This window comes from Ureibacillus terrenus (genome assembly GCF_006569205.1).
In the GTDB taxonomy this organism is placed as follows: domain Bacteria; phylum Bacillota; class Bacilli; order Bacillales_A; family Planococcaceae; genus Ureibacillus; species Ureibacillus terrenus.
In genome coordinates this window covers 38,851-52,300 of record NZ_VIGD01000001.1, presented here as the reverse complement: position 1 = coordinate 52,300, position 13,450 = coordinate 38,851, and the positions used below count along the sequence as shown (strand labels likewise).

16 protein-coding genes and 1 riboswitch are annotated in these 13,450 nt (G+C 42.3%); of the genes, 8 read left to right on the top strand and 8 right to left on the bottom strand.

What is annotated here, in order from left to right; all coding sequences use genetic code 11:
* Window positions 1-114 precede the first annotated feature (114 nt).
* From FKZ59_RS00260 to FKZ59_RS00255, 4 genes are all read right to left on the bottom strand, one after another.
* Window positions 115-729 (bottom strand): hypothetical protein, encoded by a 615-nt coding sequence (locus FKZ59_RS00260; RefSeq protein ID WP_141600727.1) that lies wholly within the window; start codon window positions 727-729, stop codon window positions 115-117.
* A 163-nt stretch (window positions 730-892) separates the two neighbouring features.
* Window positions 893-1,030: a hypothetical protein gene (locus FKZ59_RS14570; protein WP_181733114.1), complete on the bottom strand. Its 138-nt coding sequence runs from the start codon at window positions 1,028-1,030 to the stop codon at window positions 893-895.
* Between the two features lie 187 nt (window positions 1,031-1,217).
* Entirely contained in the window at window positions 1,218-1,367 is a 150-nt protein-coding gene (locus FKZ59_RS14565; RefSeq protein WP_181733113.1) for a hypothetical protein, read from the bottom strand.
* Window positions 1,368-1,393: 26 nt separating this feature from the next.
* Window positions 1,394-1,600, bottom strand: coding sequence for a hypothetical protein (locus tag FKZ59_RS00255; RefSeq protein ID WP_141600726.1), 207 nt, complete (start codon window positions 1,598-1,600; stop codon window positions 1,394-1,396).
* Between the two features lie 297 nt (window positions 1,601-1,897).
* Between FKZ59_RS00255 and FKZ59_RS00250 the strand changes: the two genes are divergently transcribed.
* The 3 genes from FKZ59_RS00250 to FKZ59_RS00240 all read left to right on the top strand — a co-directional run bounded on the left by FKZ59_RS00250 (window position 1,898) and on the right by FKZ59_RS00240 (window position 5,168).
* Window positions 1,898-3,514, top strand: coding sequence for a DEAD/DEAH box helicase (locus FKZ59_RS00250; RefSeq protein WP_141600725.1), 1,617 nt, complete (start codon window positions 1,898-1,900; stop codon window positions 3,512-3,514).
* Window positions 3,515-3,542: 28 nt separating this feature from the next.
* Window positions 3,543-4,307, top strand: coding sequence for a YqhG family protein (locus FKZ59_RS00245; RefSeq protein WP_141600724.1), 765 nt, complete (start codon window positions 3,543-3,545; stop codon window positions 4,305-4,307).
* A 93-nt stretch (window positions 4,308-4,400) separates the two neighbouring features.
* Window positions 4,401-5,168 carry a carbonic anhydrase gene (locus tag FKZ59_RS00240; RefSeq protein ID WP_181733112.1) on the top strand — a complete coding sequence of 256 codons (768 nt, stop codon included), beginning with the start codon at window positions 4,401-4,403 and terminating at the stop codon, window positions 5,166-5,168.
* A 43-nt stretch (window positions 5,169-5,211) separates the two neighbouring features.
* Here the strand turns inward: FKZ59_RS00240 and FKZ59_RS00235 are convergent, their stop codons facing one another.
* The 3 genes from FKZ59_RS00235 to FKZ59_RS00225 form a co-directional block, all read right to left on the bottom strand.
* Complete coding sequence (locus tag FKZ59_RS00235) at window positions 5,212-5,442, bottom strand: hypothetical protein (RefSeq protein ID WP_141600722.1); 231 nt, start codon at window positions 5,440-5,442, stop codon at window positions 5,212-5,214.
* 94 nt (window positions 5,443-5,536) lie between these two features.
* Window positions 5,537-7,147, bottom strand: coding sequence for a polysaccharide deacetylase family protein (locus FKZ59_RS00230; protein WP_141600721.1), 1,611 nt, complete (start codon window positions 7,145-7,147; stop codon window positions 5,537-5,539).
* A gap of 39 nt (window positions 7,148-7,186) precedes the next feature.
* Complete coding sequence (locus FKZ59_RS00225; RefSeq protein ID WP_141600720.1) at window positions 7,187-7,927, bottom strand: hypothetical protein; 741 nt, start codon at window positions 7,925-7,927, stop codon at window positions 7,187-7,189.
* A 220-nt stretch (window positions 7,928-8,147) separates the two neighbouring features.
* Between FKZ59_RS00225 and FKZ59_RS00220 the strand changes: the two genes are divergently transcribed.
* The 5 genes from FKZ59_RS00220 (at window position 8,148) to FKZ59_RS00200 (ending at window position 12,612) form a co-directional block, all read left to right on the top strand.
* Complete coding sequence (locus FKZ59_RS00220) at window positions 8,148-8,801, top strand: reverse transcriptase-like protein (protein WP_141600719.1); 654 nt, start codon at window positions 8,148-8,150, stop codon at window positions 8,799-8,801.
* A gap of 112 nt (window positions 8,802-8,913) precedes the next feature.
* A riboswitch (TPP riboswitch) is annotated at window positions 8,914-9,017 on the top strand.
* A gap of 91 nt (window positions 9,018-9,108) precedes the next feature.
* Window positions 9,109-9,855 carry a hydroxyethylthiazole kinase gene (gene thiM, locus FKZ59_RS00215; RefSeq protein WP_141600718.1) on the top strand — a complete coding sequence of 249 codons (747 nt, stop codon included), beginning with the start codon at window positions 9,109-9,111 and terminating at the stop codon, window positions 9,853-9,855.
* Between the two features lie 2 nt (window positions 9,856-9,857).
* Window positions 9,858-10,673, top strand: coding sequence for a bifunctional hydroxymethylpyrimidine kinase/phosphomethylpyrimidine kinase (gene thiD / locus FKZ59_RS00210; RefSeq protein ID WP_141600717.1), 816 nt, complete (start codon window positions 9,858-9,860; stop codon window positions 10,671-10,673).
* Window positions 10,666-11,295, top strand: coding sequence for a thiamine phosphate synthase (thiE, locus tag FKZ59_RS00205; protein ID WP_181733111.1), 630 nt, complete (start codon window positions 10,666-10,668; stop codon window positions 11,293-11,295). The genes thiD and thiE overlap by 8 nt, the downstream gene beginning before the upstream one ends.
* Before the next feature lie 156 nt (window positions 11,296-11,451).
* Window positions 11,452-12,612: a cation:proton antiporter gene (locus FKZ59_RS00200; protein ID WP_141600716.1), complete on the top strand. Its 1,161-nt coding sequence runs from the start codon at window positions 11,452-11,454 to the stop codon at window positions 12,610-12,612.
* Window positions 12,613-12,644: 32 nt separating this feature from the next.
* Here the strand turns inward: FKZ59_RS00200 and FKZ59_RS00195 are convergent, their stop codons facing one another.
* Window positions 12,645-13,409, bottom strand: coding sequence for a methyl-accepting chemotaxis protein (locus FKZ59_RS00195; protein ID WP_141600715.1), 765 nt, complete (start codon window positions 13,407-13,409; stop codon window positions 12,645-12,647).
* Window positions 13,410-13,450 lie beyond the last annotated feature (41 nt).

Genomic DNA, 13,450 nt, shown 5'->3' with positions numbered 1-13,450 from the left:
CAATTTGATGGCGCTTTCATTTTTCAAGGAAAATTCACAAACAAATTGTTTTATTGGCAAAGTATTTTAGGCGGCAAAATCCAGCGAAAATTTTTATTTTCGCTGGATTTTGGGTTATCGGGCCAAGTGTTTGTAGAAATGTTTCGGAAATTCGAGGCCGAGATTTTCGAATTGCTGTTCTGCTTTCTCAATGGCTTCCTTCACTTTCGCTTTCGTCTCTTCATCCAATTCCTGTTTCTTCGGCATTTCAATTCCTAATTCCTGAAACCGTTTTTCAGCTTCTTCCCGTGTAATGGAACCGCTTTTCAATTCTTTCCAGATTTCTTTTGCTTTTTGCTTTGTTTCTTCATCAAGATTTTCGAAGGCCTGGCAGTGTCCGTTTTTCGGGATGACGCCAAGTTGTTCGAGTTTTTTATTTGCTTCTTCGGAAGAGATTTTCTCTTCATCCAATTCTTTAATGATGGCCAGAATTTGTTGTTTCTTTTGATCATCTAATTGAGAAAGAATTTGATGGGGGTTCGGATGATCAGTTTTTACTCCCAATTTTTCAAGCTCTTGATGCAATTGATTCAAAATTTGGTCCACCTGCTGTTTTTTTGCATCATCCAGCTGTTCATATTGTTTCAGGAAATTTAAGTGATGATGATCTTCTGCGGCATCTGCGCCAACAGGCAAAAAGAATAGTCCGAAGATGAAAAGGAAAGTTAAAAAGGGAAGGATTTTTTTCATGTACAATCACCTCTTTATAGAATTTTCACTAGTATTTATCCTTCCCAAAACTTTCGAAGTAACAAGCGGTGATTATTGGCAGATGCGTCAGAAAATGAACAATAAAAAAAGGAGCATACAAATGCTCCTGAAACTTTGCGCCTATTGTCTTTCTCAATAGGGCTTAGGCTACCAATGTTAAGTTTGTGTAAGAAAGAATCGCTGGGAGATCGATTTCTTCCATCATTTTAACTGCTTCTTCTTTTGTTTCAAACTCAAAAATCCGGAAAGTTTCGCCGTCAAATACAGTGAGCACCCACATCGTTTTTCTCCTCCTGAAAAAATTTAATTTTGTTATATAACAACCGAAACGGTTTTTTCTTTTGTTATATATCAACTTTCACTATCATTGTACGACTTATTTAGAAAAAAAGAAAGGATTCGTGAAAGTATTCACATTTTGTTCATAAATTATATTTACAAAATGTTTAAAGAAATGTCATGAAAAATTATTTTTTTAAATAGTCGTCAATCGGAATGATTTTTTCTGGAACATTCTGATCCGGTTCTTTATAGGATTCCATTTTATTCTTGTTCCCGATATACATATTAAAATTGCGGTGGGTGCCCTTCATGTAAATAATCCGGTTTTTCTTCATCCGATAACCTCCAAAACAGCGGGAGCTTATATGTTTTTGTTCGATTTTTGGTTTCGATCATGGTTGGTTTTATTGTTTTTATTTTTAACCTTCGCATCAAATTCCTCTGAAATTTCGGCGGTATTGTCCAATGGATTGTCCTTGTTGCTCGTTGTATTTTTGTGCAAATGTTTATAAGTTTCAAATGGGTTATGAGTCCGCTCATTCAAAACTTTCGGATTATTTTTGCTCAATTGTTTTCACCTCCCGGCATGCATTTTCACTTATTATTCGCAAAAGGCCGGCTGCTATTCCACCGTCTTTCAAAATCACCGGGAATATATTATTTATGGCTTTTTCCACTGTCGGTTCCCGATTCAAATTTTTATGATGCAAAGAGAAAAAAAGAGAATAAAAATAGAGAAAAAGCAAATACCAATGAGCGAAAAACTATTTTCGTTTATTAATTTTTCGAGAACATGCGGAATATTACTCAAATGGGGCATTATAGTGAATTCCATTTTGGACAATCTAATGGAAAAGGGAGGTGAATGAACATGATGATAGAAAAATCCTCCTATTGGAAGGAAGAATTCGCCCGTCGTCTTGAGGGCAACGGACCATGGGATGACTGGACGTTGTACAAAATGGCATATGAAGTGGAGAAAGATCAATTGATTACCGATTTTTCAGGATTGCAAGCCCCAAAATTTTTAACTAACATAAAGTTTCTTGACCATCAAATCGAGGCGGCAAGAACGGTGATCGAAAAGATGAACGGAAAGGCGATTCTGGCGGATGAAGTCGGGCTCGGAAAAACGATTGAGGCCGGTTTGATTTTGAAGGAATACATTTTAAGAGGTTTAGTAAAGAAGGCACTGATTTTGGTTCCTGCTTCATTGCTTACCCAATGGGTGGATGAATTGAACGGCAAGTTTTTTATTCCCGCCATCGGTTGCAAAAAGAAAAATGTCCCTTTTGAACATTATGATTTTGTCGTGATGAGCATGGATATGGCCAAACGCAGCCCTTATCGCGAAAAAATTTACGGGCAGGATTATGACATGATCATTATTGATGAAGCCCACAAGCTGAAAAACCACAAAACCCAATCCTATCAATTTGTACAAGGATTAAAGAAGAAATTTTGCCTGTTATTGACCGCCACCCCAATCCAAAATAATATATTTGAAATTTTTTATCTTGTATCATTATTGAAACCGGGCCATTTAGGAAATGTCGAAAGTTTCCAGACTTATTTCAATAATGGCAAGAACGGCCTGAAGGAAGATGATTATTTAAAAGAACTGGTGAACCAGGTGATGATCCGAAACCGCAGACAGGATACCGGCATCGAATGGGTCGGCAGGCATGTACAGACGATTCCGATCCGTTTTACAAAAGAAGAGCAGGAAGTTTATCAAATGATTCAACGTTTAAAAGAGCGCACAACGGTTTTCAACAATTCCTTTGCCTTAACAACAGTATTAAAAGAAATGTGCTCCAGCAAAGAAGCGGCCTACCTGACTTTGGAAAAAATGAAGGAAAAAGCGCGGTCGCAGGCGGAAATCGATTATATCGAAGAAATCATCGGGAAATTGGCCAATTTGGAAGTGAATTCAAAAGCGGAAAAAGCTTATGAAATCATCCGAAAGGCCAAAGAGAAGGTCATCATTTTTACCGAATATCGGGCGACGCAGCTGTATTTGCAATGGTATTTATATCAAAAGGGAATCAAAAGCGTGTTGTTCAACGGAAAGTTCAGCAAAAATAAGCGGGATTGGATGAGGAGATTGTTCCAGGATGTTGCGGATGTTTTGATTGCCACGGAATCCGGAGGGGAAGGCATCAACCTGCAATTTTGCCATCATGTGATCAATTTCGATTTGCCTTGGAATCCGATGAAAATTGAACAGCGGATCGGCCGTGTCCACCGGTTCGGGCAAGAGTCCGATGTATATATTTACAATCTGGCCGTTCAAGATACGATTGAAGACCGGATCATTGATTTATTGGGCAATAAAATCGATGTTTTTGAAAAAGTTGTCGGCGAGCTGGACGATATTTTAACGAACAAAATGGAGGAACGAATATACCGTTCCCCATCCTTTGTATCCAATTTTCATTTTGAAGATTTCGGTTTGGAAGATCAGCTCGGTTTCACATAATACTTCTCGCATGGAAGGGGGAAGGGCAATGTTGGCAGAACAGATTCACGGATTTTTAAAAACTTTTTTTAAAGTCACCAATTGCGAGATTACGGAAGAGGGTCCCCATTATTTGACGGTCCAGTTGACGGCGGACATTGATAAACGCATCATGAACCGCCCCTTTTACTGGCAGTTTATTGAAAGTACAAAAGCCGAACCTAATCCGCTGAAGGTCACATTTATTACGAAAAAGAGCGAAGAACAGGAGATCCGGGGGGAATATATTCATTACGGCTCGATGCGGATGCATCAAATTTTCCAGGCGACAAAGGAATTGGGATCTTTTGTCCGGATGTACCAAAATGAAGAAGGGGCCAGTTTATTTCCGTGGATCGGCGCAAATTTCAAAGTTTCCTATCATGCGGACCAGACGAAAGAAATGCTTTTTTCGTTGGGAATCAATTTAATCCATGGCAGCGTCAAAAGCAATTTTCAAGATATATTGAATGAACTGGATTTGACAAATGAAATGCCAAAAAACGCCTACTGCCTCCCTTATATTGTTTCGCCGATCAGGGCCATTGAACGGCTGGAAACTGCCGTTGAAAATTATATTGCCAATGATGACATGACATGGGCGGAGGAAGCAAGAAAACGATGGAAAAGGGAGCAGGAGATTTTGGATCATTTTTATCTGGGAGTGGAAGAGAAGCCCGAAATTTATGAAACCGAGAAGAAGGCCCTTGAAGAACGGTTTCGGCCGCGAATCAAAATGGAAATCGTAAGCGGAGGGCTGTTTTATTTAAAATAGGGGAGATTTTCGACATGATTTTGTCATCGGCTGTACAAGTATAAAACGGCAAAATGTATGGCCATGTTAAATAAAAAAAGAAAGGAATGGAAAATGAGAGGAAGAGTGTTTTTTGCTCTTATACTGGCCATGTGTCTGAGTGTCGCCGGCTATTCCCTGTACGAAAAGGAACAAAATCAACATGATGAAGAAAGGATCGAAGATGTTTACTATTCTTACGATGAACATGGACCGGATGCCGCTAATGTTTGCGAAAGGGGAATGATGCAATCCCCGGTTCAAATAACCCGGAAAGATGCATTGCAAAATCAGTCGCCTGAAATAGAAATTCATTATGGAGAAGGACGATTTGAAATAATCAAAAAAGCCCATACGGCAGAAGCCGTTTCGAAATCCGGCCAAAACTATATTTTGATTGATCATCAGCAATACAAGTTGGAATCATTCCATTTCCATCTGCCAAGCGAACATCAAGTAGAGGGGCAAAGCTATGAAATGGAATTGCATTTCGTGCACGAAAATAAAAATGGGGAACAAGCCGTCATGGCCGTTTTTATCCAGGAAGGGCAAGCCAATGAAATGGTGAAAGAAATATGGAGCCGATTGCAGGACGGATTTTCGAAAAAAGATAATGTGTCAATCCGATTGCCGGAATTCATTCCAAAGGAAAGAAGGGCATTTTATTATACCGGTTCTTTGACGACTCCGCCATGTACGGAAGGGGTAAAATGGATTGTGTTTGAAATGCCGGTTGAATTTTCGGAGGAGCAAATCGGGACATTCCATCGGCTTTTCGGAAACAACAGCAGGCAAGTCCAGCCGCTTAACGGAAGAAAGATTTATCAATTGACAGTCCGGTAGTGATGTAATAGCAATGGAAAAAAAGCTTGAGCCTTTTACAGGCTCAAGCTTTTTTATTTTTTTCCTTGCCTTTCATTAGTGTTTGGAACCGCTCCAATTCCGAATCTTTCTTCGGCTTCAGATCATATGGATTTTTTTCCGATGAAAATTCTTCGTTTACATGCACTCCTATATCCGCAGCTTTGTCGGATGTCGGATCGTTGATAATCCGATCCATCGTCCCGTCAAAATGCGGAGTGGCCTCTGAGTGCTGATGATCGCTTCTTTTTGGCAATTTCCTCATCTCTTTTTTGTTAATATGGCATTTCATCAATTTTTTATGAATGGAAGGGAAGAAGAGGGCAAAACAAAAAGGAGCATTACGCTCCTTATTGCAAACTGACAATTTTTAAATTTTGCTCTTTCAAATAATCGATAATTTTAGGCAGAGCCTTCACCAATTGGGGTGATTCATGAAGGGTTATGATGGCGGCGGAAACCGGTTCGTTTTTGATGTTTTTGATAATTTCATCAGCCGTTTCCGCTTCCCAGTCTTTAGGATCCAGATTCCATAAAATGATCTGGCATTGTTCATTTTGCGCGGCAGCCTGCGTATTTTCATCGATCAAACCGTTGGGAGGCCTGAAAAATTTTACGGGCTGACCGGTAATGTTTTCGATGATTTTTTTCGATTCGCTGATTTCATATTGTTGTTCATCCAATGTTTGTTCAGTCATCGAGTCATGGGTCATTGAATGGCTTCCGATTGTATAACCATTAGAATGAACATATTTTACAATATCCGGGTGTTTTTGGACGTTGTATCCGATAAAGAAAAACGTTCCGCCAACCTCTTTTTCTTTCAGAATATCAACGATTGCTTCCGTATATTTGGATGGACCGTCATTGAAGGTTAAAGCCGCATAACCTTCGGGAATGCTGAACGTCAAAAAATCATTGATTTGCAGGGAAGGAATTTCCGGCTTCTCATTGGCGGTTTCTGAAATTTGTTCGGCATTCTGCTGCTTTGAAGCTCCGATATTTTCCGTCGAATTGAAAATGGATGTAGAAAGTATGTCAAAAATGATTATGCATAGGATAATCACAACGGCGACTATTAACGAAGCGGTCAAAATTGATTGGGGAAATCCTTTGATGGAACGGATTCTTTTTTTCAATTGCAGCTTCGATAACAAGTATGTATATGGTTTCGGTTTGGCTTCTTGTTTTTGTTCTATGGAGGCAGCAGATGCCGTTTCGTCAACTGCGTGACGAATTTCATCATTCATTTCATCCGAAACAGCCGGGTTTTCGCTTTGTCCTTCTGCTTGTCCTTCCAGTTCTTCCGCCCCTTCTTGGATTTCGGAATCTTCGTCATTCCGGCTTACGAAGCTTTCCTTTGCATCGGCTTTTTCGTCAGATGTATCCGTTTCCTTCTCTTCACGGGGAGGGTTGATTTCACGAATCTCTTTCGCTTCAGCATGGATTTCTGCAGCGTTTGGATCCTCAAAAGCTGAATCGGTTTCTTTCCCGTTCGGCTCCTCATCGTTTTGGGGAGGAATCGCCCGAATAGGCTTCTCAATGACCTCTTCGGCATTTTTCAAAACGCTGAGAGTATCTTCTTTTGGCAGATTAGGGAAAATAAAATCATAGGACAGTAAATCTGCGATACGATAACAATTTTTTATTTTTTCCAACTGCTGATGGAATTTGAATGAGCAGCGGAAGTTCATTTTCCGGCTCGCATCCCGATACGTTCCCGTAACGGAACTGGAGCATTGTCCATTTTGAGGATCGACGGCAGTTTGAAGCGACAAACGGTAACGTTCAACGCCTTGGAATTTGCAAATTTCTTTCAATGATTTCGCCGTTTCATTGTCAATGAGCCAGTATAGTTCAGATTGATCGTTGGTAGCAAAAATCCTCAATTTTAATAAGTGAAATCCGCTGACTTCGTGGATCGACAACAGTTCAAGTATTTTTACATTATGGACAGACATTCCTTACTCCTTTCTCCCGTGAAAAGATCAACTCCGCATTTATTCTTCGTTCGGTTTTTGCAGGAAGGAGAAAGACATTCTTTCTGTGAAGTCGGAAATTGTTTTCATTAATTGCGCCTTTTCTTCAACGATTTTTTCATATTGTTCCTTATATTTTTGATTTTCGATTTCCAGATTGCGGATCCGCTCTTCTAGTTCACTGATTTTCTGCATTTGTTGCGTCTGGATTTTGGAAGATTCTTCATACAATTTGTTATATTTCGCTTTTTCAGTTTCCAATTGGTTGACTAATTTGTCATACTCCAAATTATGGGTTAACTGATATTCCTTGTAATCTTCAAGCAATTGATCATAGCTCATTTGTTTGTTTGTCAAGCTGATTTCCAAATCACGGATTTCTTTTGTTTTTTCCTGGATGATTTGATCTTTTTTCAGCGAATCACGTTTTAAACGGTTGATCGTTTGATTGGCATTTTCCAGCTGCTCCACCAAAGCATTGTATTTATAGGAAAGCAATTGGCGGTCCTTGATCATATTCTCAATGGACACGATCACATCCATCGCAATTTTGTCCTGCTGATCCCGAGAAAAAATAATCGATTCATTCGAATCAATTTGCTGAACATTTTCCTTCTCCGGCTGTTCTTCTTTTTCGCTCTCTTTCGGCAATTCTTCGACAACCGGTTCGGAAGGCTCATCTTGGGATTGTTCTACCTCATGTTGATTCGATAACGGGTTTTTAAACCATCCAAGCCGCTTCTTTTCCATTTCATTAGCCAAAATATCATCTCCTAAAACCTGATAAAAAAATAAACAAAATTTCCCATTTAAATAGAAAAAGGTTACAATTATATACAAATTCCTACTTTCATTTTATATGTAAGTCGAAGAATGTCAACTGTTCGTTGAACTGATATGGGTGAAGGGAGCGGATTTTTGAAGTATCTTTGACCGCCGATTGAAAATACTAAATTTAATTAGGTAAAAGGGAGGAAGTTTTTTGAAAATCGTTGTTGTATGGACCTATCATTATAAAGGTGTCGAAACGACATTCCGCTCGGATGAAATGGCGCCTGCCCAGGCACTTTCCGTTGCAGAAGAAATTTCGAAAACGGGCAGGGCAAAAGCCATCACGTTTCTCGATGAACAGGGTGGGACATGGACCGCCAAGGAGCTGAAAAAATATTTAAAAGAAATGGAAACGGAACCTGCAAATGTCGTTGTTTATTTTGACGGCGGATTCGATCTTGGCCGTCGCGCTGCCGGCGTAGGCTGTGCCATTTATTTTGAACAGAACAACAAACGCTACCGGATCAGAAAGAATCTGAAAATGGATAGTATAAAATCCAATAATGAAGCGGAATACGCCGCCCTTTATTTCAGCATCCAGGAGCTGGAATCAATGGGCGTCCGGCACCAGACCGTCCGTTTCATCGGCGATTCACAGGTGGTCATCAATCAAATGAGCGGAGAATGGCCGCTTTACGAAAAGGATTTAAGCTATTGGGCGGATAAAATTGACGAAAAACTGAATCAGCTGGGCATCCAACCGCAATATGAATTAGTAGGCCGGAAATCGAATGAAGAAGCGGACCGTTTGGCAACCCAGGCCCTGAATGAAATTGAAATCGACGGAAAAATTGAATTGCAATAATGATTTGGAAATAAAGTTTTGACTTTTCTCCTTCTTTTTATTCAGTCCGGCTTAAAACAAAGTTACAATGAAGAGCCGTTATGTTATAATTACATAAACAACTGAAAATTCCGTATTTTTGCAGGGGTGGCCGAATCGGCCTGAGAAGGTGGAATCACCTAACCCTTCGAACCTGATGCAGTTAGTACTGCCGTAGGGAGCAAAAATACCTTATGAATATTATCGGCTGATATTGGGTATTTTTTGCTCTCCGGGCAGGGGAGCTTTTATTTTTTTTCGGAAATAAGGAAAAAATGGGGGTTATCGTATGAGTCTATACAGAATCCGGAAAAAAAGCCCGTTGATCCACTGTATCACCAATTCGGTGGTGACCAATTTTACGGCCAATGGGTTGCTTGCCATCGGGGCATCACCTGTGATGTCCGATGAGCCCTTAGACGTGGAGGATATGGTGTCCATTGCAAATGGTTTATTGATCAATATCGGAACGTTGAATAAACATTCCGTCGAAGCGATGTTTCTGGCCGGCAAAAAAGCAAATGGGCTGGACATTCCGGTTGTGTTGGATCCGGTCGGGGCAGGCGCCACAAAATATCGAAAAGAGGTAACGGACAACTTGTTAAAAGAGATTCGTTTCCAACTGATCCGCTGCAATGCAGGGGAATTGGCGGCCATTGCAGGAGTCGAGTGGCAGGCCAAGGGAGTGGACAGCGGAGAAGGGGAGATGGACATTCTGCAAGTTGCCATGGAAGTGGCAAAAGGATATCAAACGATTGTCGCGGTATCCGGAAAAGACGATATCGTAACCGATGGCAATACCCATTACATCGTCAGCGGCGGCCATGAGCTGATGACTCAGGTGACGGGCACGGGCTGCCTGTTAAGCGCCATTTGCGCGGCGGCATTCAGTTTGGAAGGCAATCCGCTTGAAAACGTCCGGGACGTGTTGGCGGATTATAAAAAAGTGGCGGAACGCGCTTCAAAAGAAAAAAATCTTGGTTCCTTCCAAGTGGAAGTATTAAATGCTTTGCATCAAATTTCAAGAGGTGAATGAAAATGAATATCGTGTTGACCATTGCAGGATCAGACAGCGGAGGAGGAGCGGGCATTCAGGCGGATTTAAAGACCTTCCAGGAGCTGAATGTTTTTGGAACTACGGTGATTACCGCACTGACGGCGCAAAATACATTGGGGGTAAACGGCATCTATCCCGCGACACCCGAGTTCGTGGAATTGCAGCTGAATGCAATTTTTGATGATTTCGATGTGAGAGCTTTAAAAACCGGGATGTTATTTTCTGCGGAGATTATTCAAACCGTTGCGAGAAACTTAAAAGACCGGAACCTTCGAATCGTTGTCGATCCGGTCATGATCGCAAAAGGCGGACAAGCGCTCCTCAAGGATGATGCGGTGCAGGCGCTGATCCGCGTTTTGCTGCCGATTGCCACGGTGCTTACCCCCAATATCCCGGAAGCGGAAACCATAACCGGCATGAAAATACAAACCGGGGAAGAAATCCGGAAAGCGGCCCAAAAGATTTTGGAGTTTGGGGTTGAATGCGTTGTCATGAAAGGGGGCCATTTGGAAGATCCAATGGCTGTTGATACGGTGTTTTTCCAAGATGGTTCCTCTTTCCAAATGAAGTCTCCGAAAATTGATACGAGACATACCCATGGAACAGGCTGCACATTTTCCGCCGCCATTACGGCTTATTTGGGCAGAGGCTTATCCATCAAAGAATCGATCATTGAAGCGAAAAAATTTGTTCAGGCTGCTATCGAAAACCCGCTGAATATCGGCCATGGCCATGGTCCGACCAATCACTTCGCCCATCGACTCGGAGCAAAGGCGGAGGTGGAAATCATTGAATAGAAAAGATTTGGCCGTGTACTTCATCATGGGAACGGAAAATTGCAGAGGCGAAGAGCCGCTCAAAGTGTTGGAAGAAGCCCTGCAGGCGGGAATCACCTTTTTTCAGCTGAGGGAGAAAGGGGAACGGCCGTTAAAAGGGGAGGAATTGGAACGATTCGCCCGGGAATGCCAATCCCTGTGCAAACGGTATCATGTGCCGTTCATTGTGAATGACGATGTGGAACTTGCTTTAAAAATTGACGCGGATGGCATACATGTGGGGCAGGACGATACCCCTATCGAAGAAATCCGGGGACGATTTCAAAACAAAATCATCGGAGTTTCCGTCCATAACGAGGAAGAAATGGCCAAGGCGGTGGAAGGCGGGGCGGATTATGTCGGGATTGGTCCCATTTATGAAACGAAATCAAAGCGCGATGCCAAAAAACCGGCAGGGGTTACTTTCTTAAAGAAAGCGCGTGAGATGTATCCCGGCATTCCGATTGTTGCAATCGGCGGCATTACCCCGATGAATGCCCGGGAAGTGATTGAAGCGGGGGCCGATGGGGTGGCGGTCATTTCCGCCATTTGCGAAAGCGGAAATCGCCAACAAACGGTGCGGCTTCTAAAGGGAAAACAATGACCCTATCGAAAAAAAGATTTACAAATAAAAATATTTCAATTATAATAACTTGCGTAGATAAATACGGGAAAAGACATGGTGGAGTCTGTCAAAAGGGCTCCACCATGTCTTTTTTTGGACTCCATTCAGAAAAATAAAGAATAGGGGGTTACAAAAATGGATGTTTTTGATTTTATTTTACAAATTGTACTCGTGCTGTTCGTTGCCAAAATCGCGGGGCAAATCAGTCTTCGTTTGGGACAGCCGTCCGTATTGGGAAAAATCATTGCGGGTATTGTCCTTGGCCCCGCTGTGCTCGGATGGATCGAACAAACCGAAATCATCCATGTCTTCAGTGAAATCGGGGTATTGTTGTTGATGTTCCTTGCCGGAATGGAAACGGATTTGGAAAGTTTGAACAAAAATGTAAAAGCGGCAACCCTTGTAGCCGTTTTAGGTGTTATAGTGCCCATTCTGATGGGGTGGGGGGCTGCTCCACTATTTGGTCTTCCAACGTCCGAAGGCGTCTTTTTGGGATTGTTGCTTGCGGCGACGAGTGTAAGCATTTCCGTGCAGACGTTGCGCGAAATCGGTTGGCTGAACAGCAAGGAAGGGGCGACATTGCTTGGGGCGGCGGTGCTGGATGACGTCGTTGTCGTCATTCTTATTGCTGTGGCTATCGGTTTCTTTATGGGAACCGACACAAACATCGCGTGGGTCATTGCCCAACAAATCATTTTCTTCATCGTCATTTACATTGTCGGAAAATATATTGTGCCAAAATTCATGAAACTGTTTGGCGGGATGTTGGTGACCGAGCCGATCATTGCCGGCGCATTGATTTTATTATTTGCCGCCGCGTATTTCGCCGATTTTCTCGGGGTATCCGGAATCATTGGTACTTACTTCATGGGGGTTGCCCTCAGCAAAACGAAATACGCCCAACAAATCGAACACGGAATTTCCCCGATTGCCTACGGTATCTTTGTTCCGTTCTTTTTCATCAATATCGGTTTGCCGATGAGCTTTGACGGCATAGGGGATCAGATTATATTCATCCTCGTCTTCTCGGTGATTGCGGTTCTTTCCAAATTCATCGGCTGCGGTCTTGGAGCGAAAGTTTGCGGTTTCAGCTGGAAATCCTCCGCCGGCATTGGGGCAGGGATGATTTCCCGGGGGGAAGTGGCATTGATTTTGGCTTCCATCGGCCTATCGGGCGGCATTTTGTCCGAAAAGATTTATGGGGCCATGATTGTCGTAATTGTCGTGACGACATTGGTGACGCCGCCTCTGTTAAAATTCATCTTCGGAAAACGGCTGGAAGCTGAAGAAGTGTAAAAAAGGCTAACCATTTTAGGTTAGCCCTTTTTTTATTGCAGCTTGAATTTGCTGATCGTCTGCGACAATTCTTTGCTTAATTCGTTTAATTCTTCCGAAGCTTCAGCGACGGATTGGATGGCTGTTAATTGTTCGTCGCTTGCGGCGCTCACTTCTTCACAGGCTGCCGCAGTCGTTTGGGCTGTCATGGACATCTCTTCGATGGTTTCCATCACCCGATCTTTATAGGCATCGATGCTTTCAATATCTTCCGATACGGTTTTGAATGTGTTTTCCAGGTTTTGGATTAACAATGATAAGTTCCGGAACAGATTTCCCGTATCTTCCACAACGATTTCTTGTTGTTTGAAGGTTTGTTGCATTTCGTTCATTTGTTTTACGACCTTCAATGCTTCCTGCTGCAATTGATGGATGGTCGATTTGACGTGTTCTGTCGCCTTTGCCGACTGTTCCGCGAGTTTCCGGACTTCTTCGGTGACAACGGCAAAGCCTTTGCCGTGCTCTCCCGCCCGGGCGGCTTCAATGCTTGCATTTAGCGCAATCAGATTGGTTTGCTTCGAGATTTTAGAAATGGAATCCATCACCGAATCAATGGCTTGAATTTTCTCTTCCAATGCCGATACGGACAAGGACATGTTCTCCAATTCTTCTTTGGAATTGCCGAAGGAGTCCAACAAATGATTCATTCTTTGATGGCCTTCATCATTCAAATCGTTTGCTTCCTCCGTTATTTGTTTAAGCGCCGTTGATTGCCCGGCCATTTGATTGATTTTTTCTCCCAATTCCGCAGATGACATGGTAACTTGGTCCGCATTTTCACTGGACAGGGCAGCTCCAG

Bases quoted from the DNA above. Each gene is read 5' to 3' on its own strand.
- FKZ59_RS14570 (WP_181733114.1), bottom strand. From the start codon at position 1,030: ATGTGGGTGCTCACTGTATTTGACGGCGAAACTTTCCGGATTTTTGAG.
- FKZ59_RS00230 (WP_141600721.1), bottom strand. From the start codon at position 7,147: ATGTCTGTCCATAATGTAAAAATACTTGAACTGTTGTCGATCCACGAA.
- FKZ59_RS00240 (WP_181733112.1), top strand. From the start codon at position 4,401: ATGAGAGGAAGAGTGTTTTTTGCTCTTATACTGGCCATGTGTCTGAGT.
- FKZ59_RS00260 (WP_141600727.1), bottom strand. From the start codon at position 729: ATGAAAAAAATCCTTCCCTTTTTAACTTTCCTTTTCATCTTCGGACTA.
- thiM (WP_141600718.1), top strand. From the start codon at position 9,109: ATGAGTCTATACAGAATCCGGAAAAAAAGCCCGTTGATCCACTGTATC.
- FKZ59_RS00195 (WP_141600715.1), bottom strand. From the start codon at position 13,409: ATGTCATCTGCGGAATTGGGAGAAAAAATCAATCAAATGGCCGGGCAA.
- FKZ59_RS14565 (WP_181733113.1), bottom strand. From the start codon at position 1,367: ATGAAGAAAAACCGGATTATTTACATGAAGGGCACCCACCGCAATTTT.
- FKZ59_RS00245 (WP_141600724.1), top strand. From the start codon at position 3,543: ATGTTGGCAGAACAGATTCACGGATTTTTAAAAACTTTTTTTAAAGTC.
- FKZ59_RS00250 (WP_141600725.1), top strand. From the start codon at position 1,898: ATGAACATGATGATAGAAAAATCCTCCTATTGGAAGGAAGAATTCGCC.
- FKZ59_RS00200 (WP_141600716.1), top strand. From the start codon at position 11,452: ATGGATGTTTTTGATTTTATTTTACAAATTGTACTCGTGCTGTTCGTT.
- thiD (WP_141600717.1), top strand. From the start codon at position 9,858: ATGAATATCGTGTTGACCATTGCAGGATCAGACAGCGGAGGAGGAGCG.